This window comes from Pseudoalteromonas sp. P1-11, from assembly GCF_001399995.1.
Lineage (GTDB): Bacteria > Pseudomonadota > Gammaproteobacteria > Enterobacterales > Alteromonadaceae > Pseudoalteromonas > Pseudoalteromonas atlantica.
In genome coordinates, this window is sequence record NZ_LJSP01000006.1 from 1 (window position 1) to 26,327 (window position 26,327).

The window sequence follows — 26,327 nt, forward strand, 5'->3', positions numbered from 1 at the left end:
CGAGTGCCCACACAGATGATTGCTTTATATTGTTAAAGAACGTTGCGATTAAAGCGTTAAACTTTATCTCGCTAGGGCTGCGCATCTTACGCTTTCCTATTTTTTTGTCAACACTTAACTTTGTTAAACTTGAAAGTTTTTAAAACTAAGTTTTACTCGACTCACTAAGTGGTTTGTTTGCCTCGCTAAGCGTTGCTGTCTGCCGTCTCAGTGGGGTCGCATTATAGGGAGAACGGTTTTTTACGCAAGCGTTTTTTAATAAAAACTATAAATAAAAGCTCTTTCGTACATTTTTCACTCTAAAGAGCCAAAAGCAGTAGAAAAAGCAAACTAAATCTATACACAAAAGCCAGTTTGTTTTAAATATAACGATGTATAAAACGCAAAAAGCACCTATAAGGTGCTTTTAAGTTAATTTATTAACTGCGCGTATTAATACAAAATACTATAAAGCTTTCTTCTGTATTTTGCTGCAAGTGCATCTCCGTCTGGTAGAGAAGCGATAATTGCTAAAAAGCTTGCTTTAGCGTCATTAAAGTTAAGATCCTTTTTAAGTACGCTGAAGAGTGTTTCGAGTGCCTCTTCTTTTCGTCCTGCATCATTTAGCAATTGGCTTAGCTCTATTTTCAGGTCTAAGTCATTTGGGTACTTTTCTACTTGAGATTGCTTTTCTTTTATCTCTGGCGAGTCGGTAGCTTCTAGAGCCGCTTCGCATTTAGCTTTTATATTATGAAAATAAGCATCTTGCTCTTGGGCGTCAATGGTATCAATGAGTGCTTGCGCATCATCTAACTTGTGTATTTGAATGCATATATCGGCTAATACAAGCTTTATACGTGCGTTTGCACTGTCTATTTCATACGCTTGCTTTGCGTAATTAAATGCAGCATTTAGGTCCGACTTTAATAATGCTTGTTTTGCTTGTTCAAGAAGTAGGTCCTGCTGCGCTGGTAAATGCTTACTCAGGGCTTCGCGAATTTGCGCGTCTGTTTGTGCACCCGCTAATAAATCTACTGGAGCTGAATCTTTTAACAACACAAGTGTAGGTAATGTTTGCAAGCCAACCTGCTGCGCTAATTGCGAGGCGAGTGCTTGTTCTGCGTCACAATCAAGATTAGCCACTACAATATGATCTTTATATTGCGTAGCTAAATTTTCTAATATACCGATTTGGCTAATACACTCAGGACTTTGTGGCGAGTGGAAGTTAAGCAGCACCAACTTTTGTTGTGATGTTTCACCGAGTACTTGCTGAAGGTTTTGTGCGTTGATACTAACTATGTTGCTCATTGAATTAATTGCCATATTCATTTATTTAGGTTTTTATATGGAGACGAACATAATAAATACAAGTATTAAATACTTTCAAATAATGAGGGAAAACATGAAAATCACCTATCTAGCTGCAGCATTTATGATAGCAAGCCCACTTACTTACGCTAAGTCACTAAACTTAGATTTAACTAAGAGTATGCCAGCTATTGAAAAGTTTTACCTCGACTTACATCAATCTCCAGAGCTTTCATATCACGAACAAGAAACTGGCCAAAAAATAGCATCGCAATTAACAAACCTTGGGTTTGACGTAACAGATAATGTGGGCGGCTACGGTGTGGTAGGAATTTATAAAAATGGCACCGGCCCTACAATAATGATTCGTACTGATACCGATGGCCTACCAATCACAGAGCAAACCGGTAAACCTTATGCATCTATAGTACAAGTGACCAATGAGCATGGGAATAAAGTAGGTGTAATGCATGGTTGTGGCCACGATATACATATGAGCTCGTTTATTGGTACTGCTGAGCAACTTATTGCCCATAAAGATAAGTGGCAAGGAACGTTAATGATGGTTGCTCAACCTGCAGAAGAAGTTGGCGGTGGAGCAAAAGCCATGTTAAGTGAAGGCTTATTTAGTAAATATGCTAAGCCTGATCATGTTATTGCGCTGCATGTTAGTGCCAGCGTGCCTGCGGGTAAGGTATCAATGAAAAATGAATACACCATGGCAAGTGTTGATTCGGTAGATATAACTATAAAAGGTAAAGGCGGACACGGCGCCTACCCGCACACTACCGTAGACCCTGTAGTTATTGCGGCGCGTACGGTATTAGCATTACAAACAATTACAAGCCGCGAGCTTTCTCCACTTGAGCCTTCTGTTGTGACTGTGGGATCTATTCATGGTGGCTCAAAGCATAATGTGATTTCCGATGAAGTAAAACTACAGCTTACGCTTAGAAGCTACAACCCAGAGGTACGGACGGCGCAAATAGCAGCAATAAAACGTATTACAGCGGGTATTGCTCAAAGTGCTGGCCTCACTGAGTCACACTACCCTGTTGTTCACGTTCATGAAGATGAATCTATTCCATCTACTTACAATAACCCTCAGCAAACTAACATTGTTAGGAGTGCTATTGCTGATGCAATTGGCGAAACTAATGTACTTGAGACAAAAGCGGTTATGGCTGGTGAAGATTTTGGACTGTACGGTAGAACTGATGAAAACATTCCTATTACGTTATTTTGGTTAGGTGGAGTAAACCAGCAGCAATATACTAATGCGATGAAAAGTAACCAAACACTTCCTTCATTACACTCAAGTAAATTTGCGCCAGATTATAAAGTAGCATTACCGACCGGTATAAAAGCCATGAGTAACGCTGCAGTCGCGTTATTTAATAAAAAATAAGCCGTATTGGTGAGCTCAGCGATTAAGTGGTTGCTGAGCTCTTTTTATAATTTGATTTTTTAAATGCTGCTTTTTTACCACCCTTAGCAAAACGCTTTTTAGTCGGTGTTTTAGGTAGCTTTGAAAATACATGGCTATCACAACTAGCTGCTTGCTGTACAAAACCTTCAAGCTCCACCAGCAGTGGTTGTAAAAATTGTTGGTAGCTCATTGCTTGTTGAGCAATGTTGCCTAAACTCGCCTCCCATTTAGCGGTCAAATCGGGGCTAGCTAAGCCCTCTGGTAAAACACTAATAAGTGCCAAGCCTGTTTGTGTTGCTTTAATTGATTTACCTTCGCGCTTTAAAAAACGACGCCTAAATAATAATTCAATAATGCCTGCGCGGGTTGCCTCTGTTCCTAACCCATCGGTCTCTTTGAGTATTTTTTTAATTTGTGAATCTTTTACATAACGACTAATGCCGGTCATGGCACTTAGCAATGTTGCATCAGTAAAATGAGACGGTGGCGTAGTGTGTTTTTCTACCACTTCACCTTTAGTGCAGTTAAGCGCCATGCCTTTTGTTAAATGAGGCAAGGTTGCTTCATCTTTTAGCTCGGCTTTGCCCATTAATACCTTAAATCCTAGGCTTACATCTTGCTTTGCATTGGCTTTAAATAAACCTCCCGCAATTGTTACCTCTACTTTAGTTTCGTTATAAATATAATCGGGGTAAAACTGAATTAAATAATGCCTACTAATAAGTTGATATACTTTTGCTTCATCAGCCGCCAAAGTCGCTGTTTTTAGTTGTTTGGTGGTAGGTACAATTGCATGGTGCGCAGCCACTTTTGCATCGTTAAAACATTTGCTGCGTTTTTTAGCGTCTGCCCCATTCACAAACTCAGTATTTTGACCGCCATTAGCTGCAATTGCTTTTAAAATTGCAGGCGCATCTAAATGATGCTCTTTAGGCAAATAACGATTATCAGAACGAGGGTAAGTAATTAACTTATGACGCTCATAGAGCGTTTGGCAAATATCGAGTACTTGCTGAGCTGCCATACCAAATGCCTTTGCAGCATCTATTTGCAGTGCCGATAAATTATAAGGCAGCGGCGCGCTTTGTTTTTTTTGTTTTTGTTCAAGTGCTGTAACCTCGCCTGGTTGATTCGCTATTCGCGAGGCGACGTTTTCGGCTAATGCATTATTTAAAACGCGGCCCTCTTCATCTTGGTACGGCTCGCAGGCTTTGCTTGGTACCCACTTGGCCACAAAGCTTTGCTGCTCAGGGGTTATTAAATGCGCCAACACTTCATAAAATGGTTTTGACACAAAGTTAGCTATTTCGTTATCCCGGTTAACCACTAAACCTAAAATTGGGGTTTGTACGCGACCCACCGACAACACATTGCCAAAGCCTGCTTTTTGCCCCGCCAGCGTATAAGCACGCGTAAGGTTCATACCAAATAGCCAATCTGCACGTGAACGCGCAAGCGCCGACACACTAAGCGGAATAAATTCACGATTTGAACGCATAGTCGTAAGCGCTTTTTTTACCGCCGCTAAATTTAAATCACTTATAAGTAAACGCTGAATGCCTTGCTTTTTGGTTTTACTTATTTTGGCTTGCTCTATGACTTCATCAACCAACAATTGGCCTTCGCGATCGGGATCGCCCGCATGCACGAGTACTGATGCCTGCTTAATTAGCTTTTTTAAAATAGTTAATTGTTTACGCGTTTTCGTTTTTGCCTTGAGCTGCCATTGCTGTGGCACTATGGGGAGGTGTTCAAATTGCCACTTTTTAAAACGCGCATCATAATCATCAGGTTCAGCTTGCTCTAGCAAGTGCCCTATACACCACGAGACACAGTCACCATTAGCCACTTCTATATAACCATCGTGTTTTTTATGTGGTTTTGGCAATGCATCAGCAATAGCTCTGCCAAGTGATGGCTTTTCTGCGATATAGAGTTTCATGGGAGTTGCTCATTAACTGTTTATATGAACAGTAGTTTAGCACACCTATTTAGAAGGTGGAGCGCTTTCTATTTTTGAGGGGGAATTACTTTTTTTAGCGAAAAGCATAATTAAAGGTAAATAACACACTATGACGGTGCCAATGTTGATAAAGGGCATTAACGTTTTGTAAATAATGGTGCTGTACGCTAAATCCCAAAGGTGACGGTCAACTAATCTGAATAATTGTAATATAGGTGCGCCAATAACCACTAACTGACCAATAACGCATTGCCATAAATAAACTTTATCTTTTATTCCCCAATAAGCTATTAACGCCATCCATATAATATCGGTAGCCGCCCATACTAAATAACGATAGATATAAATATCGTCAAACTCTCTCAAGCTAGAGGCTGTTATCCCCCCAAAGAAGAAAAAAGCGACGGTCAGTAATGCAAATCTAAAGGCTAAGTAATCTTTGAATATAAAAAATATAAAAAGAGCCGGGCTTAGCATAAAGACCCAGCTTTTACTTAAAATACTAACGAAATACAAAAACCAATCAGGCAAAATGTTTTACCTTATTTTTCTTTTGTATCGTCGTCGGTACCATCACCATTACCTGGCATATCACAATATTTAATTATAACTTTCACAGCGCATCCATTACATATGTTAAGGAAATGTACTTTAAGCTAAAATAATGAGCTTGCCAAGATACTTAGGTGATTAAGTACCTCAAAAAGAAACTTAATTAGAGAAATTAGCGCCCGCTACTCGCCTAGCGTACATCAATAGGGTCTGACTCTTTAGCTTTACCTTGTAAGATTGATATTTCTACTCGGCGATTTCTACGTCTATCTTCGTTTGAATCATTCGGAACAAGTGGACGAGTATCAGCACGCCCTACTACCATCATGCGGTTTTTATCAAACCCTTGTACCGTTTGTAATTCGCTTGCGACTGCTACAGCACGCTTTGACGATAAGTCCCAGTTATTAATATATAACTCGTTAGAAACCTGAAAATCATCGGTGTGACCCGATACCGTAATTTCTCCAGGTACATCTTTTAATAACTCACCAATATCTTGAATTATGGGCTTAAACTTAGGTTGTAAAAAAGCACTGCCAGAGGGAAATGAGCCATTTTCACGGATACGAATAATGATTTGCTGCCCTAAAGATTCAAGCTCGATTGCACCATCGATAATTTGTTTTTCGAGCTGTTGCGCTATTTTTTTCACTAACTCGTTAGTTTGTTCTTGATCGGCGGCTGAAGTTGCTTGTTCTGAAGATTGCTGCTGCGATGTACTACGTGACTCGCCACCACGTTTATCGCCACGTTGCTCTTGTCTACCACCAGCAGAGCTTTCATCACCCGCTTGAAATTCTAACATTTGCTGGGTCATTTCAACGGTTTGTTGCTGAATGGTTTCTATCGGGGTAGGTTCAGGCTTACCAGGGGTAAATTCCATAGCAATAACCGAGGTCCCTTTAGGGATATCTTTTACTTCTATTTTGTTTTGCACACCAAATGCAAACTTCATCGAGCCTGCTATTTGCTTAAATTTAAGTACATCCATTTCTGAAAACGCGAGCAAAAGTACAAAAAAGCACATTAAAAGCGACATTAAGTCGGCAAATGTTCCCATCCAAGCAGGCAAACCTGGGGGTGGGCATTTGCACTCTTGATCAGACATGGTTACTCCTCGGTATCTACTTTGCGCTTAGACTCAGCAAGGTAGTTTTTCAATATACCTTCAATTACTTTCGGGTTTTGACCATCTTGAATACCTAAAATAGCATCCAGTATTAGACGCTGATTCATGGCTTCTTCGTCTTTACGAAGCTCAAGTTTTACCTGAATAGGAATAGCCACTACATTTGCTAAAAATGCACCATATAAAGTAGTTAATAATGCCACCGCCATTGCGGGGCCAATGGCTTTAGGGTCATCCATGTTAGATAACATAGCAACTAAGCCTATTAACGTTCCTATCATACCCATTGCAGGGGCTATATCGGCAAGTGACTTAAATAAACCGGCGCCCAGTTCATGACGAGTTGTGGTTAAAGAAATATCTTTTTGAAGCGTGGCACGAACTACATCAGCATCGTGGCCATCAACGAGCATATCTACACCTTTGCGCATAAAAGGGTTTGGTATTTCGGCTTCTTCGAGGGCTAAAAACCCCCCTTTACGGGCTGAGTCAGCAAGTTCAACTGCTTTTTCAATCAGCTCTTCTGGCGATTCGATTTTAAACATAAATGCTTTACCAACAACCTTACCTATGCCCAAAAACTGCGACAAGGTAAAGTTTGATAACACAATAAATAGTGAGCCACCAAATACAATTACACTAGAAGGCGCGTCGGCAAACATCCCCATTTCACCGCTACTACTCATAAACATGGACATGACAATTAAACCAATTGCGCCAAGGATCCCAATTATGGTTGCTAAATCCACATTTCCTCCAAAGTATTATACTTTGTTATTCAAACTTTTATTATTAACTGCTTATCGGCAAGATACTGAAATACTTAAGCCATTTTTGAAAAAAGTGTAAAACACTGTGTTTGGCCTAATTTTAGATCAAGATACCCTACTCGCCTAGCGACTGATTAATTTTATTGTACACAGTGAGCACTAATACGCATCTTATACATGGTAAAAATACGATTTAAACTGATATAACTCAAAAAACAACGATCATCCTTTGACCTAGTTTAGCATTCCCCCTAAAATTGGCTCCTAAATTTATCATGCTGGCTGAAATTAAACATGGCGACTAAAAAACCTGAAAACCTAAGTTTTGAACAAGCACTCGAAGAACTATCAACCATTGTCGGTGAAATGGAACAAGGTGATTTATCGCTTGAGCAGTCGTTAAAGCAATTTGAGCGTGGTATAGCCTTAGCTAACGCCTCAACGGGTAAGTTACAACAAGCAGAACAAAAAGTGTCTATTTTGATGGGTAATGACGAAAAAGCAGCGCTTACTTCATTTAACAACGATATGGAATAACCGTGAGCATACAAGAAAAAATAGAATGTGCTCAACAAGATGTCGTAAAGACCCTGCAACAGTACTTTGATCAACCCCTTGATACCGCACACACAGTAAAAGAAGCTACGCAGTACGGCTTATTTAACGGTGGCAAGCGTTTACGCCCCTTTTTAGTCTACGCAAGTGGTGAAATGCTCGGAGCTAATAAGCAAGATTTAGATATTCTTGCTGCTGCTATTGAGTGTATTCATAGCTACTCGTTGGTGCACGATGATTTACCAGCCATGGATGATGACGACCTTCGCCGTGGACGCCCAACTTGCCATATAGAGTTTGACGATGCGCATGCAATTTTAGCAGGCGATGCACTACAAACATTGGCCTTTGAGCTTATCTCGACTCACAATTTTACCTGCAGCGCATCAACACAAGTAAAAATGATCAGCGCACTGGCTAAAGCATCGGGGCTTGAAGGCATGGTCGGCGGGCAAGGGCTAGATATTGCCGCCACAGATAAAGTGATTACAGTACAACAGCTTGAACGAATTCATAGATTAAAAACGGGTGCCTTAATCAACTGTGCCATTACATTAGGTGCATTATGTAGCGAAAAAGCAGACAAACAAACCTTAGAAAACTTACGTGTTTTTGGGTATGCTATAGGGCTGGCATTTCAAGTGCACGACGACATTTTAGATGTTGAAGGTGACACATTTACTTTAGGTAAGCCACAAGGCTCTGATTTAGCTGCTAATAAAGCAACTTATCCGGCCCTATTAGGTATGCAAGGCGCCAAGCAAATGGCGCAAAATTTAATAGAGCAAGCGCATCAAGCATTAAACAAAATAGATGCTGATACCTCTGTTCTAGCGGCGCTGGCAAACTACCTGATTAAACGTGACCATTGAGTGTTACATATACGTATTGCCATTTAGCACTGACATTATTACTCAACAGCGGTAACAACTAATAAGTTAGCACCGGTGTTAGCGAAGGATAAAATAAATACCATGACACTTGATAGTAGCAAGTATCCATTACTTAACTTGGTTGACGAACCAGCCCACTTACGCGATATAGCGCAAGATAAACTCCCTGCGTTTAGCAACGAGTTACGAGACTATTTACTCAACTCTGTTTCGCAAAGTAGCGGCCATTTAGCGTCTGGTTTAGGAACTGTTGAGCTTACCGTTGCTCTACATTATGTGTATAACACACCAGAAGATCGCCTTGTATGGGATGTAGGCCATCAAGCGTACCCGCATAAAATTTTAACGGGACGACGCGATTTAATGCATACAATTCGCCAAAAAGACGGATTACATCCATTTCCTTTTCGTGAAGAAAGCCAATACGATACCTTTAGCGTAGGCCATTCAAGCACCTCTATTTCGGCAGCACTTGGTATGTCTATTGCGGCTCAAAAAGAAGGCAAAGGGCGCAAAACTGTTGCCGTTATAGGCGATGGCGCCATTACAGCAGGTATGGCATTTGAAGCTATGAACCACTTAGGCGATGTAAAATCTGACATGTTAATCATTTTAAATGATAACGAAATGTCGATTTCTGAAAACGTCGGTGCGTTAACTAATCACTTTGCGCGTATTTTATCTGGCAGCTTTTACACAAATATTCGCGAAGGCAGTAAAAAGTTACTCTCTGGCGTGCCTCCTGTTAAAGAGCTTGCCAGTAAAGTAGAAGAGCACCTAAAAGGAATGGTTATTCCAGGTACCTTTTTTGAAGAACTAGGTCTTAATTACATTGGCCCAATTGATGGGCACGATGTAAATATGCTCGTAGATACACTGCGTAATATGCGTAATTTAAAAGGGCCTCAGCTTTTACATATAAAAACTCAAAAAGGAAAAGGCTATAAACCCGCAGAAGCTGATCCTATTGGCTATCACGGTGTGCCAAAGTTTGACCCTAATACATCAAGCTTACCTAAATCTAAACCTGGCGCCGCCACTTTCTCTAAGGTGTTTGGTGATTGGTTGTGTGATATGGCCGAGCAAGATAAAAAATTAATGGCTATTACCCCGGCAATGCGTGAAGGCTCAGGTATGGTGCGTTTTTCAAAAGAGCACCCAGAGCAGTATTTCGATGTAGCCATAGCAGAGCAGCACGCTGTCACATTGGCCGCCGGTTTTGCCTGTGAAGGGTTAAAACCCGTTGTAGCTATTTACTCGAGCTTTTTACAACGTGCGTATGATCAACTTATCCATGATGTTGCACTGCAAAACTTACCTGTGCTTTTTGCTATAGACCGCGCTGGTATTGTAGGCGCCGACGGCGAAACACACCAAGGTGCGTACGACTTAAGCTTTATGCGCTGTATTCCAAACATGGTTATTATGGCCCCAAGTGATACTAACGAGTGCCGCCATATGCTTTATACCGGTTATAAGGCTAATTGCCCTGTAGCAGTTCGCTACCCTCGTGGTAGTGCCGGTACTGCCGATATTCAAAGCGAAATGACGCTACTAGAAATAGGCAAAGCCAATACCATTAAGCAAGGCGCTAAAATTGCTATTTTATCCTTTGGTACTTTGCTTGAAAACGCGCAACTTGCTGCAAATGAGCTAGGGGCAACGCTAGTTAATATGCGCTTTATTAAGCCACTTGATACAAGTTTATTAGATGAGCTTAGCCAAACTCATGATGTAATAGTAACGCTTGAAGACAACGCTATTTGTGGTGGCGCAGGCTCGGCGGTTAATGAATATTTAGCAGCGCAAAAAGCCAACCTAAAAGTGCTTAACTTAGGTATTCCTGATGAATTTATTAAGCACGGCACACAAGCGCAAATGCACGATGAAATGGGTTTAGGCGAACAAGGCATTTTAAATTCAATAAAATCGTTTATCGCTTAATTAAATAAAAAAAGGAGCTTTTAAGCTCCTTTTTTTACCTAAGCCTTTTACAGCTTAGCTTTCTCATTACTTCATACGTTAGGTTTAACTATCAATAGCCAACACGCATATAAAAGGTATCGATTTAACTTTATCGCATCCACACTTTAATATCTGCTAAGCCATTACTTTGTAAAATACCCAGCTGCTGATCTACATTCGAATTTTGCTCAAACTCAAACGCATCCAACTGTTTATCAAACGTAATATTTGCCACACCGTCACCACCACGTTTTTTAACCTGATGAAGCGCTATATCGGCTAAGTTTATCGACGTTTCCCAGCTTATTACTTGCCCACCTAAAAGCGGCAGTGGGTAAAAAGACCACCCCAATGAAGCCGTAATATTGGTTGTTTTACCGTTTGGTAATTGAAACGAATTTAATGCGATTGCTTGGCATAAATCAGAGGCATAGCTGTCAATCATGTTGCACTTAAAATCGCGCAGCAATAATAAAAACTCATCCCCACTCCAGCGTGCTACATAGTCAGAGCCTTGGGTACGCGAATTAAGTAATGCTGCCATTTGTTGTAAACAGCTATCCCCTGCTATTGGGCCATACGCATCGTTTATACGGCTAAAGTTATCAAAGTTGATAATAAGCAGTACAAGTGACTTACCTTGTGCTTGTAAAGACTGTGCATTACGTTGGAAGTGCTCAATATCTTTAGGGAGCTGATCAAACAAAAAGCGGCGGCTACGTAGCCCTGTAAGCTCATCTGAGTGACTAACTAGTTTAAGCTGTGAGTTTACTTGGCCTAATTTATCGTTAGCTTGGCGCAGCTCTAATGTGCGCTCTGTAACCAGGGCTTCGAGTACTTCTTGCTTACGGCGCTCTTGCGCTCTAAATACCCAAAAAATAAAGTAAAACAGTAAAATAAACCCACTAACAATTAGCAATCTAAAGTAAATAGTTTCGTCAAAGCGCTGCGGTACTACAAATGCATACTCGACAGTTTGCGCTCTGTCCCAATCTTCGCCTTGGCGTTTTGCCTCAAGCTCAAATAAAAATGACCCCGCCGGTAAATTTGTATAAATGGCTTCTCGGCGTGCATTAGCATAGCGCCAATCACTATCTAACCCACTTAACTTATATCTAAATTCAATACTATTTGGCGCATAATAATCGATAGCGGTGTACTTTAACGTTATGTCGCGCTCATCAGTATCTAGTAAAGGCTTTTCGCCCAATGCTGCGGTAGTTAACGCGCGCAGTGGTGTGGTCAGTGTTTCTACTTTAGGCTTTAATACATTTAGGCCAAATAGCTCGGTATTTTTAGGTATTTCTACAATGCCTTGTAAGCTTGGGTACCAAATTGAATAATCGGTCATGGCAACGGCATCGTGTCCTAAACCGTTACAACACTGGCTTGCTTTACCATCGAGCTGCCTATCAAAAGAAGAAATAACCTCTTCCACTTTTAAGCTCGACACCTCTGATTTAAATTGCGCTACTGGCATACGGTAAACACCTTTCATGGTACTTACCCATACACGCTTATAGGTTTCGTCATACTCTAGGCTAAAAATAGAGCCATAGGGTAAGCCGTTGGCTGCATCTAACTGTCGCCAATGCCCTTGTAAACTTCTGTAAAATAAGCCGTCATTAAGCGAGCCAATTAAAATACCTACACCATCTATATGTAATACGCTGGTGATGTATGCACTTTCGAGCGAAGTTTGGTCACCTATTTTTTCAATGCCACGGTCAGTAAAGTAATACGCCCCTTTACTGGTCCCTATTACACCAAAGTTTGCTTTATCGAGCACATACGTTATAAATTTACTGCCTAAAAAGGCATTGTATGCAAAGGGTGTTAACCCGCCATAACTTAGCCTATACAAGCCACGCCCTGTACCTATCCAAAAACCACCTTTGCTTGATGGGCTAATAGCGAATACCGGATTGTCGCGCAGCGCTCTGCCAGGAAAACTGTATAGTTTATCTTGCTCGTAAAAAAACAGCCCTCGTCCGGTCGCTATATATAAACGCGACCCATCAAACTGTAAGTCGTGTACTGTTGCACGGCCAAATTGCGCACTGGGTATTTTATTGACAAAGTTTTTATTTAAATCGAAATACCCAATACCACTTTTATTTGCCACCCATAAATTACCATCGGGCGCTTGGCTGATTGCCATAACGGCCTCTGTCATTTGCGATAAAGCAGAGTGGCGTTCTATACGCCCTTCGTGTGCAAGCCATAAGCCTTCGCTAAAACTTGCAAGCCAAATATTATTTTGGCTATCGCGGTAAATATCGGCAAACCAAATACTTTGATCTAGCTGACTTGGCTCAACCCATTGCCACTCACCCGACTTAGCTCTAAAAAGCAGTCGTCCATACGTAGAAACCCATAAGCCACCATTGGTGTCGCTCATAAATTTATACACAGCTGAGTTATTCGCATTCGGAAGCGGGAAAGGTCTTAGTTCATCGTCTAAATCTAAAAAGTAGGCACCCAGTTCAGAGGCTAAATATAAATTACCATTTAAAAAAGACAGATCATGAACAATGGTTTGTGCTAACCGCTCAGGCAATGACACCTTAGCTGTTAACTCCAACCTGAGTTTTGAAAAATCAGAGGCGCTTTTAGTTAAGCGTAGTAAATGACGGTCGTTGACAAGCCAAATCCCCTCTGGAGAAAGCGCCATTTGACTAACCGACCCCACTATTTGGGTGATCACAGTAGCATTTACAATAGGAACGAGTTCGTTCGCTTTATCACGTAAATCAACTTGGTTGCGGTCTACATAATAAAGCCCATTAGCTGCAATCCAAATGCTGCCCTTGGCATCTTCTAATATGTCTCTAACTGGGCCTTTAATATTAAATTCTTGTGCGGCAAGCGTTTGCGGGTTTATGACCACCAAGCCACTTTTAGTGCCCACCCACAGATAGCCATTACTATCTATGAGCAGTTTATTAATACCATTGCTTGGCAAAAAAGGACTATTTTGTGTGTTGTAATTAGTGAACGTTGTGCCGTCAAAGCGACTAAGGCCAAATTGCGTTCCGACCCACATATAGCCTTGCTGATCTTGCACAACACTTTTTAGCGATTGCGAGGGCAAGCCATCTTTGATATTCCATTGCTTAACAACGTAATCAGTAATAGAAGCCCAACTTGGCATGGCACACAACATAAGTACACATACCAGTAAAAATCGCATCATTTCGCTGCCACCTAGTTAAACAAATAAAACACAAAAATTAAAAGGGTAGTAAACCTGCTTTTATTAACGCTTGCAAACAAATAAGTGAAAAAATACCGGCAAGTACATCATCTGCCATTATACCCACGCCACCGTCCATTCGCTTATCGAGCGTTTTGATCGGGCCTGGTTTGGCAATATCAAAAAATCTAAATAATAAAAAGCCTACAAGTAAGGTTTGCCAACTAAGCGCTGCGCCAATCATCGTGATGTAATAACCCGCAACTTCATCCCACACTATAGCTGGGTGGTCGTGCACACCTAAATCATCGGCGGTTTTGCCACACGCCCAAATACCAAAAATACTAATAACCACGGCAAACACGATTTGTAGCCAAAGCGGAAAATACATGGTCATAAAAATAAATGGTAAAGCAGCAAATGTACCAAAGGTGCCTGGCGCAACAGGCGCAAGGCCAGTGCCAAACCCTAAGCCAAATAACTGGTGCGGGCGCTTTAAATTAAACTGTTTTTTGCTAGTCAAACCTGCTCCTTGGCAAAGTGCTCAAAGCCCTGTTGCTCAAAATTAAATTTTTCACCGTGGTGTAAAAGCTCAATGTGCCCTTCGCCACTTTTTATTTGCCCTATGCACGTTGCTTCTACGCCGTATTGACGTAATTTAAGCTCCAACATGCTTTTATTATCTTCAGAGACAGTAAAAAGTAATTCGTAGTCATCGCCATAGCCTAAAATATACGGCAATTGCGCCTCAAAGCTCAGGCTTGAACGCATAGCGTCTGAGGTTGGGATGTTTTCAATATTGATACTGGCGCTGACTTGTGACATATCAAGTATGTGGGTTAAATCCGCCATAAGGCCATCAGACACATCAATAGCTGATGAAGCAAGGCCACGTAATACTTGCCCTGCAGCCACCCGTGGAGTGGGGTAATCAAAGCGGCTATTTATGTACTTTAAGTGCTCAGGCTCAATACTTAGGCCACGCTTGCGAGATTCAATAGCCAAGCCGGCATCACCTAGCGTGCCGGTTACACATACCCAGTCGCCCACTTTAGCACCTGCACGGCGTAAAGCTTTGCCCTCTGGCACAGTGCCTTTAGCGCATATAGTAACTGTTAAAGGGCCCTGCGTAGTATCGCCACCAATTATTTGTACATTAAAGTACTCAGCAATTTCGTGCATTCCCTCAGTAAATTCTTCAATCCACTGCTGGTTAATATTTGGTAGGGTTAATGCCACCGACACCCAAGTAGGCTCAGCCCCCATGGCTGCTAAATCACTTAGATTGACGGCCAGTGCTCGGTGTCCTAATGCTCGGGGAGAAATGTCATCAAAAAAATGAACACCCGATACAAGCGTATCAGTTGTTACTGCAAGTTGGCAGTTTTGCGGAACGGTAACTAATGCACAGTCGTCCCCTATTCCTAGGCTTACATCACGACGAGTTATACCACGACCTTTAAAGTAGCGGTTTATTAATTCAAATTCCTTCATACACAAAAAAGCCGACCTATGCCGGCTCTCCTTTTTAACGTGTACTAACTGTTAAAGCTAAGCTCTTTAGCAGAGCGCTTTAGCAAGGTTAGTATTACTTGCGTAAATGCTTAACAGCTTTATCAAGTACACCGTTTACAAATTTATGGCTGTCTTCAGCGCCAAATATTTTAGCAAGCTCAATGCCTTCATTGATTGCTACTTTGTATGGCACATCTTCACGGAATTTAAGCTCATACGCGCTTAAACGTAAAATTGCACGCTCTACCATATCTAAATCATCAAATGGACGTGTTAAATGCGGAGATACAGCTTCATCTAGTTGCTTATAATTAACGGCAACGCCACGCGCTAAATCTTTAAAGTATTCAACATCAATTTTAGTCACGTCGTTTTCGATCAACATTTGTTGTTCGATATCGGCAATTAAATTGCCACTTAATTGCCAAGAATAAACGGCTTGAAGTGCTAAGATACGTGCTTTACGTCTTGCTGCTGGTTTCACAAAAATTCCTTAAACTTAAATTTTATCTAACACATTAACCATTTCAAGCGCGCCTAATGCCGCTTCGCCGCCTTTGTTACCCATTTTGGTACCAGCGCGTTCAATTGCTTGTTCAATGCTTTCTGTGGTTAATACGCCAAATGCAACCGGGATATCATACTCAAGCGATACATTTGCAAGGCCTTTGTTAGATTCGCCAGCAACGAGGTCAAAGTGTGGTGTACCACCTCTGATCACTACGCCTAATGCGATGATTGCATCATACTCTTTTTTTGCCGCAATGCGTTTTGCCGCTAAAGGTAACTCTACTGCACCGGGTACATACACAACGGTAATGTCATCATCGGCTACGCCACCAGTACGCTTTAGCTCATCAACAGCACCTTCTAGTAGGCTGCTACCAATAAAATCGTTAAAACGAGAAATAACAATAGCGAATTTTTTGCCTGGAGCGTACTTATTACCTTCAATAATTTTCATTTGATAACCCTAAAAATATGTTCAAGCGGTTGCGATTGCGCAAAAATTGCTGCGCATCATACCATAAAAATAAAAAAATAGACTAGTTAAAAGCTGAGCCCTTATTGTGGCTCAACGTAATCAACCACTTCTAAATGAAAGCCCGAAAGTGCATGGTACTTTTTAGGGCGACTCATTAAGCGCATTTGCTTAATACCTAAATCAGCCAGTATTTGCGAGCCCACACCAACAGTACGTGATGTACCTTTAAATTTACGCGGCGTAACATTTTCGCCAGCATCGGCAGCAGCAAATGCTTTTACTGTGGCCTCTAGCTCTTCGGTGCTTTCTTGTTTACCTAAAATAACCAGTGCACCGTTATTTTCTGCAATGTAAGCCATTGCATCAGAAAGCCCCCAACTACGGTCCGCACTTCTGTCTGAAAGTAAAATGTCGTTAAAGGTGCTTTGTAAGTGCACGCGCACAAGCGTTGGTTCTTGCTCTTTAATTTCGCCTTTTAACAATACGTAGTGCAGTTGGCCGTCAATCGTATCTTTGTAGGTTACTAAATCAAACTCACCGTGCTCAGTGGGTAATTTACACTTAGCCACTTGCTCTATGGTGGTTTCGTTAAGGTTTCGGTACTCAATTAAATCTGCAATTGTGCCAATTTTAATACCATGCTCTTTAGCAAATACTTCTAAATCAGGGCGGCGCGCCATAGTGCCATCGGCATTGAGAATTTCTACAATAACTGATGAGGCTTCAAGGCCGGCTAAACGTGCTAAATCACACCCAGCTTCGGTATGGCCTGCGCGCGTTAACACGCCACCTGGTTGTGCCATAATAGGAAAAATATGCCCAGGCTGTACGATATCACTTGGTACGGCGCCTTTTGCAATTGCCGCTTGAACTGTACGCGCTCTATCGGCTGCTGATATACCTGTTGTTACGCCTTTGGCAGCTTCAATCGACATAGTAAAGTTAGTAGAAAACGCTGCGCCATTGTTTTTAACCATTAACGGTAAATCAAGCTGCTCACATCGCTCTTGCGTCATAGTTAAACAAATTAAGCCACGGCCATGAGTGGCCATAAAGTTAATTGCTTCGGCGCTAATGTGCTCTGCTGCAATGATTAAATCACCTTCGTTTTCTCTGTCTTCGTCATCCATTAAAATAACCATTTTACCGGCTTTAATGTCGTCGATGATTTCTTGTGCGCTGTGTAAATTCATAAATTTGCTCATGTAAGTTATCAGTGTCGTTATTTAACAAAACCAGCTTTAGCTAGTAAGCTCATTGAAATATCTGAGCCAGTCGGCTGCTCAGCCCCTTTAATAAGGCGCTCTAAATAACGTGCAATTTGGTCGACTTCTAAATTAACGCGTGTGCCCACTTTAAAATCAGCAATGGTGGTTTGCTCGCTTGTGTGCGGCACTATGGTTAATTTAAATGTATTACCTTGTACAGCGTTTACTGTCAGGCTTATACCATCTATACATACAGACCCTTTGTAAGGAATGTACTTCATTAAGTTTTCATCGGTGCTTAGCCAATATTCTGTGGCGCGCGCATTACTAGTAATGGCTGTAATGGTTGCAATGCCATCAACATGACCTGACACTAAATGCCCGCCTAAACGTGAAACCGGCTGCATGGCTTTTTCAAGGTTAACTGTTTGGCCAATATTATAATTTGCAAACCCAGTTAAGCTGATAGTTTCGTTTGATAAGTCGGCACTAAAGCCATCAATGTGCTTATCAACTACCGTTAAACATACGCCATTTGTGGCAATGCTATCGCCAAGCTTTACATCGCTCATATCAAGATTAGCGCTTTGAATGCGAATGGCTAAATCGCCTTGTTTTTTTTGTAATAGCGCAATTTTGCCTGTGGCTTCAATTATTCCAGTAAACATAGCCCTACTCTTTTAATTAAGTGATTGGAATGTGTTTTGTGGCGGTTATACGTAAATCATCGCCTATTTTCACACACTCTTTAAACGTCAAATTAACGGTGTTTTGCATATCTGTTAGCGGTGCAAAATTAACTAAGCTTTTTGCATCGCACCCCATTAGTTTAGGCGCTAAATAAAATATATATTCGTCTATTAAATTAAGCTCTGTCATTTTACCGGCAAGTGTAGCACCCGCTTCTAAATAAACATGATTAAATTGCAGCTTAGCAAGGTGCGCTAAAACAGACGTTAAATTAACTTTGTTATTTTGCTGTGGCACTTCTATATGCCTTACAAAATGCGGCCACTGCGTTGATTTATCAACCTTGGTAGTAAAAATTATTATTTCACTTTCAATATTAAATACTGCCAGCTCTGGTGTAAGCCTATTTTGTGAGTCAATTATAACACGCACCGGTTGGCGTAGGGGTAATTCAGTAGGCAAAGCCTGTGGCAACTCGCTTAACCTCACATTGAGCTTAGCATCATCGGTAATAACCGTATCGGCGCCCGTTAAAATAGCGCAGCTTTGTGCTCGGTGTAATTGTACATCTTGTCGCGCAGCGCTGCCGGTGATCCACTTACTTTGGCCATTTTTAAGCGCGGTTTTACCATCAATGCTGGCCGCCATTTTACACGTAACATACGGAAGTCCCTGCTCCATACGCTTAAAAAAACCTAAATTAAGTGCGCGCGCTTGCTGCTCTAAAAGCCCAAATGCAACCTCAATACCGGCATCGCTGAGTATTTTAAGCCCTTTACCTGCTACTTGTGGGTTGGTGTCGACCATAGCTGCAATAACTTTTACTACACCTGCGGCTTTTAAACCCTCTGCACACGGCGGAGTGCGTCCGTAATGGCTACACGGTTCAAGCGTAACATACGCAGTCGCACCTTTTGCGTTTTCACCTGCTACAGCAAGGGCATTAACCTCAGCATGTCCCTGCCCAGCTAATTGATGAAACCCTTCACCAATTATGTGGTTATCTTTAACTAAAACACACCCTACATTAGGATTGGGGGTGGTTGTAAATCGCCCTTTTTTTGCAAGCTCGATGGCACGTGCCATGTACATTTCATCTTGCGCGGTAAAGGTTGTTTGGTTTTGCATTATTACTCCCCTAAACGGGCAATTTCTTCACCAAATTCGCGTATATCTTCAAACGAGCGATACACAGAGGCAAACCGCACATAGGCTACTTTATCCAGCTTTTTAAGCGCCTCCATTATGCACTCACCCACTAGGTGACTTGATATTTCTCGCTCGCCGGTAGCACGCAACTGCGATTTAATAATATTAACCACTTCATCCACTTGCTCTGTACTAACAGGGCGTTTTTCTAGGGCACGATTAAGGCCATTGAGTAGCTTATCTTCATTAAAGGGTTCTCGGCTGCCATCTTGTTTAATTACACGTGGCATGACTAACTCGGCGCCTTCAAAGGTAGTAAATCGCTCGTGACACTCGTTACATTCACGACGACGGCGAACTTGGTGGCCTCCGCCGACTAGGCGAGAATCAATAACTTTAGTATCTTTTGCGGTACAAAATGGGCAATGCATAACTCGGTACTTCCGTTTTAAAACAAAAAAGGCCGCTATTTAGCGGCCTTTTATCTTAGCAAAAAAATAGGGCCTGTTGGCCTTTCAGGATTAAATTTGTTCTATCTAGGGGTGATTTGATCGCGGTGCGAGGTTTGTAACCTAGTGGGCTAAGTAAAAACCGAGCAACAAAGAGCGAACCCGAGGGCAGTGCATGTTTGGCATTTGTGTGGAGTAACCACACTACATAGACTCTGCCTTGCCTAAAAACCAAACATACTACTGCAAATTAAACCTCGAAAGGTAAACAGGCCCCTTGTTGTGATCTAAATTACTGCTGCTTATGCAATTAAGCGTATACAGGTAGTTTTGCACAAATTGCTTTAACTTTTTCTTTAACTTGCGCTTGTACTGACTCATCGTTGATGTTGTCTAATACGTCACAAATCCAGCCAGCAAGTTCTTTCGATTCAGCTTCTTTAAAGCCACGACGCGTAATTGCAGGTGAACCAATACGCAAACCAGAAGTAACAAACGGTGAGCGAGGATCGTTTGGTACAGAGTTTTTGTTCACAGTAATATTTGCATTGCCAAGCGCTGCGTCGGCATCTTTACCTGTGATATCTTTATCGATTAAATCAAGTAAGAATAAGTGGTTTTCTGTTTTATCAGATACGATTTTGTAACCGCGCTCTTGCATAACAGCAACCATAGCTTGAGCATTTTTAACTACTTGTGCTTGGTATGTTTTAAATTCTGGTTGTAGAGCTTCTTTAAATGCCACTGCTTTTGCAGCAATAATGTGACATAAAGGACCACCTTGGCCACCTGGGAACACAGCGCTGTTAAGCTTTTTGTAAATTGCTTCGTCGCCACAAGCAGAAATAATTAAACCACCACGAGGGCCTGCTAATGTTTTGTGTGTTGTTGTTGTTACAACATGCGCATGAGGTACTGGGCTTGGGTAAACACCCGCTGCAATTAAACCGGCAACGTGAGCCATATCAACAAATAAGTAAGCACCTACTTTATCAGCAATCTCACGGAATTTAGCCCAATCAACAATACCTGAGTACGCAGAAAAACCACCAATAATCATTTTTGGTTTGTGCTCAAGTGCTAGCGCTTCTACCTGTGTGTAGTCAATTTCGCCAGTTGCTTCGTCTAGCCCGTACTGGATTGCATTGTATAGCTTACCTGAGAAGCTTACGTGTGAACCGTGCGTTAAGTGACCACCATGAGCTAAGCTCATACCAAGGACAGTGTCGCCCGCTTCTAATAATGCTAAGAAAACAGCTGCATTTGCTTGAGAACCCGCATGTGGCTGAACGTTTGCGTAGTCAGAACCAAATAGCTCGTTAGCACGATCAATTGCAAGTTGTTCAACAACGTCTACGTGCTCACAACCGCCATAGTAACGTTTGCCCGGGTAACCTTCTGCGTATTTGTTTGTAAGCTGTGAACCCTGTGCTTCTAGTACGCGTGGGCTACAGTAGTTTTCTGATGCGATTAATTCAATGTGCTCTTCTTGGCGAGCTGTTTCTTTGTTTATCGCGTCAAATAACTCTGGATCAAAATCCGAAATATTCATGCTACGTTCTAACATTGGGGTCTCCTAGGGCAACGTGTATGGTGTTTTTTAGAGGCTTTATTGTACGCTTTAAACGACTCTTTGCCTACGCTCTTAAGTTGAGGATATTTAAACAGGGATTGAATCTATTTCACAGCGTTTTTAAGATGATATTTTTTTATAAATGCATTAATAATTTAAATGATTTTTATTTTTTACATTTAATTAGTTAATGATAAATACTTTATTTAGCGCGTTCAAAATACAAAAAAAGCGGCCAAAGCCGCTTTTTTAACGCTAAGTTAGTTAGCCTAACTTAGCGAGTATTTCAGTGCGTAACGCTTCATAATCAGGGTTAATGTCGCTTGCTAAACAAGGTTTAGCAAGCGCGTCGCTAAGTGGTTTTGGCATATCAAGTTCAATATTTAGGATCTCTTCTACGCTTTCTTTAAACTTAGCAGGGTGAGCAGTTGCTAAAAAGATACCTGCTGCGCCGGGTGCTTTATTCTCTACAAGACCTTGGTATGCAATGGCGGTATGCGGCTCTGCAACATAACCAGTTTGTTGAATATTTTTCATCACTGCTTGCGTATTTTCTTCGCTCACGCTGGTTGAGTAAAAATTATCGTAGCTAAACCAGTTATTATCTAACATTGTTTGCACACGTGGCCAGTTATTTGGCTTGCTTACATCCATCGCATTTGAAAGCGACTCAAGTGTTGCATTTGGCGCCCAATTTTTATCAAGCATGTAACGTGGCACGGTGTCGTTTTGATTTGTAGTCGCGCTTAGTTTACCCACCGGCAAACCAATTACAGCACCAATCATGGCGGCACATACATTACCAAAGTTACCACTAGGGACTGAAATATGCGCTGTAGCACGCTTTTCTTTTGGTAGCTGAGCAATGGCTTCAAAGTAATAACATACTTGTGCCACTAGGCGGCTAATGTTGATTGAGTTAGCTGAATTAAGGCCAAGTGTAGATTTAACTTCGTCATCTAAAAATGACTTTTTAACCAGCTCTTGGCAATCATCAAAACTGCCATCAACCGCGTAACAATGAATGTTGTTACCAAGCGTAGTAAATAGCTTTTGCTGAGCAAGCGAAATTTTGCCTTTAGGGTATAGAATAACCACATCTATGTTTGGCTTGTTGTAAAACGCATGTGCAACAGCAGCGCCAGTATCGCCAGAGGTTGCCGTTAAAATCGTGACTTTTTCGCCTTGATTAAACTGTGCTAAACACTCAGCCATAAAGCGCCCGCCAAAGTCTTTAAACGCAAGCGTAGGGCCATGAAAAAGCTCTAAACAATAGTTATTGTCTTCAACCTCTACCAATTTTACGGGGAAGTTAAACGCATTTTTAACCATTTGAGCAACGGTATCAGCGGGTAATTCATCACCAATAAGGTGCGATAAAATTTTGCTACTGCGGGTAACAAAATCCATATCTAATAACGCATCTACATCGGCGAGTGGCGCTAAGCTTTCAGGGAAAAATACCCCCTGATTACGCCCAAGCCCTGTTTTTACCGCTTCAACAAACGACACTTTTTGAGAATTTTCTTTTAAATTATGTAATTGCATAAATGCCTATCCTATAAAACGTTTAATTGACGCGTGCCGTCGTTATCTAATTTACAAATGTGGCAAAAGCCCTGCTCATTTATATAGTTTTGCGCTAACCACTGCGCACATTTTTCAGCAGCTTCTAATGTTTTACACACTGTAAATAACGTAGGGCCTGCACCTGAAATACTGACAATTTCTGCACCAAGCGCTGGCAAATTTGCTTTCGCTTCGCTAAACCCTGTTATTAACGGCGCTCGGTACGGCTCTGCTATATCGTCTTGCATAATACTCAGTGCATCATCAAAACGCTGCGTTAATAACAAACTGCTAAATGCCGATAAACGCTGTGCAAACTCAACCCCTGCATGCATGCTTAGCTCTTTAGGTAATACCGAGCGCGCCTTTGCGGTATTAAGCGAAAACCCAGGAAACGCCGCTACGTAGTACCAGTTTTCATCAACTGGTAGAGCAATTGACTTATCAGGAATTAAATCGCCTGTAAGCTGTAAGCCCCCTAAATAACACGGGGTGATGTTGTCATAATGACGTCCGCCACTGACTATCGCTTCAAAATCAGCCATTAATTCAATCAGCTCAACTTGGCTTAAATTGGTTTGAGCAAACTTATCAAGCGCAGCAAAAGTTGCTACCACCGAGCACGCACTCGAACCTAGCCCTGAGCCAATTGGTAAATTCTTTTTAAGCTCTAATTTTACACTTGGCATATCTGGCGCAACGTGCGCTCTAAAATGCACTAAACATTGATATGCTAGGTTTTCGCTCGCATCGCTTGGTAACTTATGCGCATATTCGCCAGAGCAAACAAACTCATCACTTGCTGCGGCGCTTACTACGGCTACATCACCTAATAAGCTGCCATCAATAGGTGCAAGCGCTGCCCCAAGTGCATCAAAGCCCACTGCAAAATTACCTATAGACGCCGGAGCATATACTTCTATCATAATGCTCTCCTAGCGCGATAATGTTTTTAATACGTCGGCAAATACGCCTGCAGCGGTTACTGCAGAGCCAGCGCCATAACCACGAATTACAAACGGGCGTGGTTGATAATATTGGCTTAAAATAGCTAATGCGTTTTCACCATCACGAATTACATTTAATGCATGCGATGAATCGACCGCTTCAATACCTACTTTACAGTGGCCTTCTTTAATTGTACCTACATAACGCAGTACCTTGCCCTCTGCTGCCGCACTTTGAATACGGTCGTTAAACTCAGCATCTAAACTTGGCAGTTTAGCCATAAATTCATCTACGCTGTCGCCTTGTGCAAAACCTTGAGGCAATACCGACTCTACTTCTATATCACTAAGCTCTAATTTCATGCCGGCTTCGCGAGCAATAATAAGTAATTTACGTGCTACATCGGTACCCGATAAATCATCGCGTGGGTCTGGCTCTGTAAAACCGCTTTCTTTTGCTTTAATAGTTGCCTCAGAAAGTGATAAACCATCTTCTAGTGCACCAAACATGTACGACAGTGAGCCTGATAAAATACCGCTAAACTCAAGTAACTCATCACCTGCACCAAATAACGACTGTAGGTTATCGATTACCGGTAAGCCTGCACCTACGTTTGTTTCGTATAAAAACTTGCGGTTATTTTTTTGTGTTGCTGCAATTAAGTCTTGGTAATAATCATACGAGCTGGTTGTTGCTTTTTTATTAGCGGCAACCACATGGAAGCCCGCATTTAAAAAATCCACATACTGAGCTGCTAGCGCATCAGAAGACGTACAATCTACAAGCACGGGGTTTACTAAGTGATTTTGTTTTACAAACTGCTCAACTAAATTTAAATCAAACGCTTGCTCTGATGCTGCAAGCTTTTGCTGCCAGTCATCAAATGCAATACCTTCGCTGTCTAAATGCAATTGACGAGAATTAGCAACGCCATATAGGTTTAACTTAATATTACGTTTTTCAAGCCACGCTTGCTGGCGCTCTAACTGAGAAATAAGCTCTTGGCCTACTAAGCCACAGCCAAGTAAAAATACGTCAATTGAAGGGACGTGGGTAAAAAAGTTTTCATGACATATTTTTACTGCATCGTTACACAGCTCGCCATCAATAACCGCCGAAATAGCACTTTCTGTAGAATCCTGCGCAATGGCTACTATGTTTACTTGGGCCTGTGCAAGAGAAGCAAAAAACTGTGCTGCTAAACCTTTGTGTGCGCGCATGTTATCGCCCACTAAAGTAACAATGGCAAGATTACGTTGTACTTGTACCGGCTCAATTAAGCCTGCTTGTAATTCAAGTTCAAATGCACTTTGTAAGGCTTCTAGTGCTAGCGCTAAATCGCTTTCGTGCACACAAAAGCTAATGCTAAATTCACACGATGATTGAGTAATTAATACTATCGATACGTTATCGTGCGCAAGGGCATTAAATACCTTAGAGGCCATGCCCACTTTACCTTTCATGCCAGGGCCTGACACGGTTAGCATTGCTAAATCTTGCAAGCTAGAAAGCGCTTTTACTGGCTCATCAGATGAATAGTCGTTACCAATTAATGACCCCTGAGCATCTGGATTATGGGTATTTTTAATTTCGCACGGTACGCCCGCTTTCGCGCACGGTAAAATGGTTTTAGGATGAAGTACTTTAGCGCCAAAGTAAGAAAGCTCCATCGCTTCTTTATAAGATAAGAAATCAACTTTAGTTGCTTTTTTGATGTAGCGCGGATCAGCACTGTACACACCATCAACGTCAGTCCAAATTTGGCAAATTTCAGCATCTAAACATGCCGCTGCAATAGCTGCTGAGTAATCAGAGCCATTACGACCAAGTGTAGTAAGTTCGCCTTGCTCGTTGCTTGCTGTAAAGCCTGGCATAATGTAAATGGTGGCTGGGTTTTCTTTAAGTACTGCTTGAAAGCGTGCTTTACTCGTTACTAAGTCGGCCTCAGCATCAATGTAGCCACCAGTAGAGGCAACACAACGCGTTGCTTCAAGGTATTGTGCATTGTGCGAGCTTAATAAACTTTGCATTAGCGATACGCTAACACGCTCACCAAAACTAATTACAAAAGCACGAATTTGATCTGGGCAACACTTAATAAGCGCCACACCATCTAGCTTATTTTTAAGCTCATTAAAATCTGGCCAGTTTGTTACTTCGCCACTGCTTTTTTCTACTTCTGCTTTTAATGTCTCGCACCGGCTTAGCAAAGCTTGCCATTGCTGAGAAAAATCTTGACCTTGCTCAGCGGCACTTGCCAACGCAACTAATGAATCAGTCATACCTCCGGGTGCAGAAAGTACCAGTAACATTTCATCTTTTAACTGTGCTTTTACCAGTAAAGCTACTTGTTGCAAACAGGCAAAGTCGGCAAGCGAAGAGCCTCCAAATTTTAAAACGCGCATTATTTATGTTCCTCATCCCATAAAACGAAAAAAGGCCTGTGTTCTTAGTGAACACAGGCCTTTAAATTTGTTGCACCGACCTATGCCACTA

22 protein-coding genes are annotated in these 26,327 nt (G+C 41.7%); 4 read left to right on the forward strand and 18 right to left on the reverse strand.

Features of this window, described 5'->3' with window-relative positions; genetic code table 11:
* Nucleotides 1–432 precede the first annotated feature (432 nt).
* Nucleotides 433–1,290: a tetratricopeptide repeat protein gene (locus AN390_RS11685; RefSeq protein ID WP_024031324.1), complete on the reverse strand. Its 858-nt coding sequence runs from the start codon at nucleotides 1,288–1,290 to the stop codon at nucleotides 433–435.
* A 94-nt stretch (nucleotides 1,291–1,384) separates the two neighbouring features.
* On the opposite strand from AN390_RS11685, the gene AN390_RS11690 reads away from it, so the two are divergent.
* Nucleotides 1,385–2,698 (forward strand): M20 family metallopeptidase, encoded by a 1,314-nt coding sequence (locus AN390_RS11690; protein ID WP_029773761.1) that lies wholly within the window; start codon nucleotides 1,385–1,387, stop codon nucleotides 2,696–2,698.
* 22 nt (nucleotides 2,699–2,720) lie between these two features.
* Here AN390_RS11690 and AN390_RS11695 read toward each other — a convergent pair whose 3' ends face one another.
* From AN390_RS11695 to pomA, 4 genes are all read right to left on the reverse strand, one after another.
* On the reverse strand, nucleotides 2,721–4,661 hold the full coding sequence (locus tag AN390_RS11695; RefSeq protein WP_055254699.1) for a DNA topoisomerase III: 1,941 nt from the start codon (nucleotides 4,659–4,661) through the stop codon (nucleotides 2,721–2,723).
* 45 nt (nucleotides 4,662–4,706) lie between these two features.
* Nucleotides 4,707–5,213 carry a hypothetical protein gene (locus AN390_RS11700; protein ID WP_031289574.1) on the reverse strand — a complete coding sequence of 169 codons (507 nt, stop codon included), beginning with the start codon at nucleotides 5,211–5,213 and terminating at the stop codon, nucleotides 4,707–4,709.
* A gap of 211 nt (nucleotides 5,214–5,424) precedes the next feature.
* Nucleotides 5,425–6,345 carry a flagellar motor protein MotB gene (locus AN390_RS11705; RefSeq protein WP_004586875.1) on the reverse strand — a complete coding sequence of 307 codons (921 nt, stop codon included), beginning with the start codon at nucleotides 6,343–6,345 and terminating at the stop codon, nucleotides 5,425–5,427.
* Nucleotides 6,346–6,347: 2 nt separating this feature from the next.
* Nucleotides 6,348–7,115, reverse strand: coding sequence for a flagellar motor protein PomA (gene pomA, locus AN390_RS11710; RefSeq protein ID WP_004586874.1), 768 nt, complete (start codon nucleotides 7,113–7,115; stop codon nucleotides 6,348–6,350).
* A 315-nt stretch (nucleotides 7,116–7,430) separates the two neighbouring features.
* Here pomA and AN390_RS11715 point away from each other — a divergent pair, with 315 nt between their 5' ends.
* The 3 genes from AN390_RS11715 to dxs all read left to right on the forward strand — a co-directional run bounded on the left by AN390_RS11715 (nucleotide 7,431) and on the right by dxs (nucleotide 10,528).
* Nucleotides 7,431–7,673, forward strand: a complete 243-nt coding sequence (locus tag AN390_RS11715; RefSeq protein ID WP_004586873.1) for an exodeoxyribonuclease VII small subunit — start codon at nucleotides 7,431–7,433, stop codon at nucleotides 7,671–7,673.
* A gap of 2 nt (nucleotides 7,674–7,675) precedes the next feature.
* The gene (gene ispA / locus AN390_RS11720) at nucleotides 7,676–8,563 is read left to right on the forward strand and encodes a (2E,6E)-farnesyl diphosphate synthase (RefSeq protein WP_055254701.1); all 888 of its coding nucleotides are present in this window, start codon (nucleotides 7,676–7,678) and stop codon (nucleotides 8,561–8,563) included.
* Nucleotides 8,564–8,665: 102 nt separating this feature from the next.
* Nucleotides 8,666–10,528: a 1-deoxy-D-xylulose-5-phosphate synthase gene (dxs, locus tag AN390_RS11725; protein WP_029773765.1), complete on the forward strand. Its 1,863-nt coding sequence runs from the start codon at nucleotides 8,666–8,668 to the stop codon at nucleotides 10,526–10,528.
* 130 nt (nucleotides 10,529–10,658) lie between these two features.
* Here dxs and AN390_RS11730 read toward each other — a convergent pair whose 3' ends face one another.
* From AN390_RS11730 to thrA, 13 genes are all read right to left on the reverse strand, one after another.
* Nucleotides 10,659–13,745, reverse strand: a complete 3,087-nt coding sequence (locus AN390_RS11730) for a ligand-binding sensor domain-containing diguanylate cyclase (protein ID WP_029773767.1) — start codon at nucleotides 13,743–13,745, stop codon at nucleotides 10,659–10,661.
* Between the two features lie 37 nt (nucleotides 13,746–13,782).
* On the reverse strand, nucleotides 13,783–14,268 hold the full coding sequence (locus AN390_RS11735) for a phosphatidylglycerophosphatase A (protein ID WP_024031690.1): 486 nt from the start codon (nucleotides 14,266–14,268) through the stop codon (nucleotides 13,783–13,785).
* Nucleotides 14,265–15,239: a thiamine-phosphate kinase gene (gene thiL, locus AN390_RS11740; RefSeq protein ID WP_055254703.1), complete on the reverse strand. Its 975-nt coding sequence runs from the start codon at nucleotides 15,237–15,239 to the stop codon at nucleotides 14,265–14,267. The genes AN390_RS11735 and thiL overlap by 4 nt, the downstream gene beginning before the upstream one ends.
* A gap of 94 nt (nucleotides 15,240–15,333) precedes the next feature.
* Nucleotides 15,334–15,744 (reverse strand): transcription antitermination factor NusB, encoded by a 411-nt coding sequence (gene nusB, locus AN390_RS11745; protein WP_004586866.1) that lies wholly within the window; start codon nucleotides 15,742–15,744, stop codon nucleotides 15,334–15,336.
* Nucleotides 15,745–15,759: 15 nt separating this feature from the next.
* Nucleotides 15,760–16,224, reverse strand: coding sequence for a 6,7-dimethyl-8-ribityllumazine synthase (gene ribE / locus AN390_RS11750; protein ID WP_004586865.1), 465 nt, complete (start codon nucleotides 16,222–16,224; stop codon nucleotides 15,760–15,762).
* Nucleotides 16,225–16,325: 101 nt separating this feature from the next.
* Nucleotides 16,326–17,438: a bifunctional 3,4-dihydroxy-2-butanone-4-phosphate synthase/GTP cyclohydrolase II gene (ribBA, locus tag AN390_RS11755; RefSeq protein ID WP_055254705.1), complete on the reverse strand. Its 1,113-nt coding sequence runs from the start codon at nucleotides 17,436–17,438 to the stop codon at nucleotides 16,326–16,328.
* A 29-nt stretch (nucleotides 17,439–17,467) separates the two neighbouring features.
* Nucleotides 17,468–18,121 carry a riboflavin synthase gene (locus AN390_RS11760; RefSeq protein ID WP_054983490.1) on the reverse strand — a complete coding sequence of 218 codons (654 nt, stop codon included), beginning with the start codon at nucleotides 18,119–18,121 and terminating at the stop codon, nucleotides 17,468–17,470.
* Nucleotides 18,122–18,137: 16 nt separating this feature from the next.
* Complete coding sequence (ribD, locus tag AN390_RS11765) at nucleotides 18,138–19,271, reverse strand: bifunctional diaminohydroxyphosphoribosylaminopyrimidine deaminase/5-amino-6-(5-phosphoribosylamino)uracil reductase RibD (protein ID WP_055254706.1); 1,134 nt, start codon at nucleotides 19,269–19,271, stop codon at nucleotides 18,138–18,140.
* Between the two features lie 2 nt (nucleotides 19,272–19,273).
* A complete protein-coding gene (gene nrdR / locus AN390_RS11770; RefSeq protein ID WP_004586861.1) occupies nucleotides 19,274–19,723 on the reverse strand; it encodes a transcriptional regulator NrdR in 450 nt (149 codons plus the stop codon).
* Between the two features lie 328 nt (nucleotides 19,724–20,051).
* On the reverse strand, nucleotides 20,052–21,308 hold the full coding sequence (gene glyA, locus AN390_RS11775; protein WP_055254709.1) for a serine hydroxymethyltransferase: 1,257 nt from the start codon (nucleotides 21,306–21,308) through the stop codon (nucleotides 20,052–20,054).
* Nucleotides 21,309–21,578: 270 nt separating this feature from the next.
* Nucleotides 21,579–22,862 carry a threonine synthase gene (thrC, locus tag AN390_RS11780; RefSeq protein ID WP_029773772.1) on the reverse strand — a complete coding sequence of 428 codons (1,284 nt, stop codon included), beginning with the start codon at nucleotides 22,860–22,862 and terminating at the stop codon, nucleotides 21,579–21,581.
* 11 nt (nucleotides 22,863–22,873) lie between these two features.
* A complete protein-coding gene (thrB, locus tag AN390_RS11785; protein WP_055254711.1) occupies nucleotides 22,874–23,809 on the reverse strand; it encodes a homoserine kinase in 936 nt (311 codons plus the stop codon).
* A gap of 9 nt (nucleotides 23,810–23,818) precedes the next feature.
* Complete coding sequence (gene thrA / locus AN390_RS11790; protein ID WP_055254712.1) at nucleotides 23,819–26,236, reverse strand: bifunctional aspartate kinase/homoserine dehydrogenase I; 2,418 nt, start codon at nucleotides 26,234–26,236, stop codon at nucleotides 23,819–23,821.
* Nucleotides 26,237–26,327: the final 91 nt, after the last annotated feature.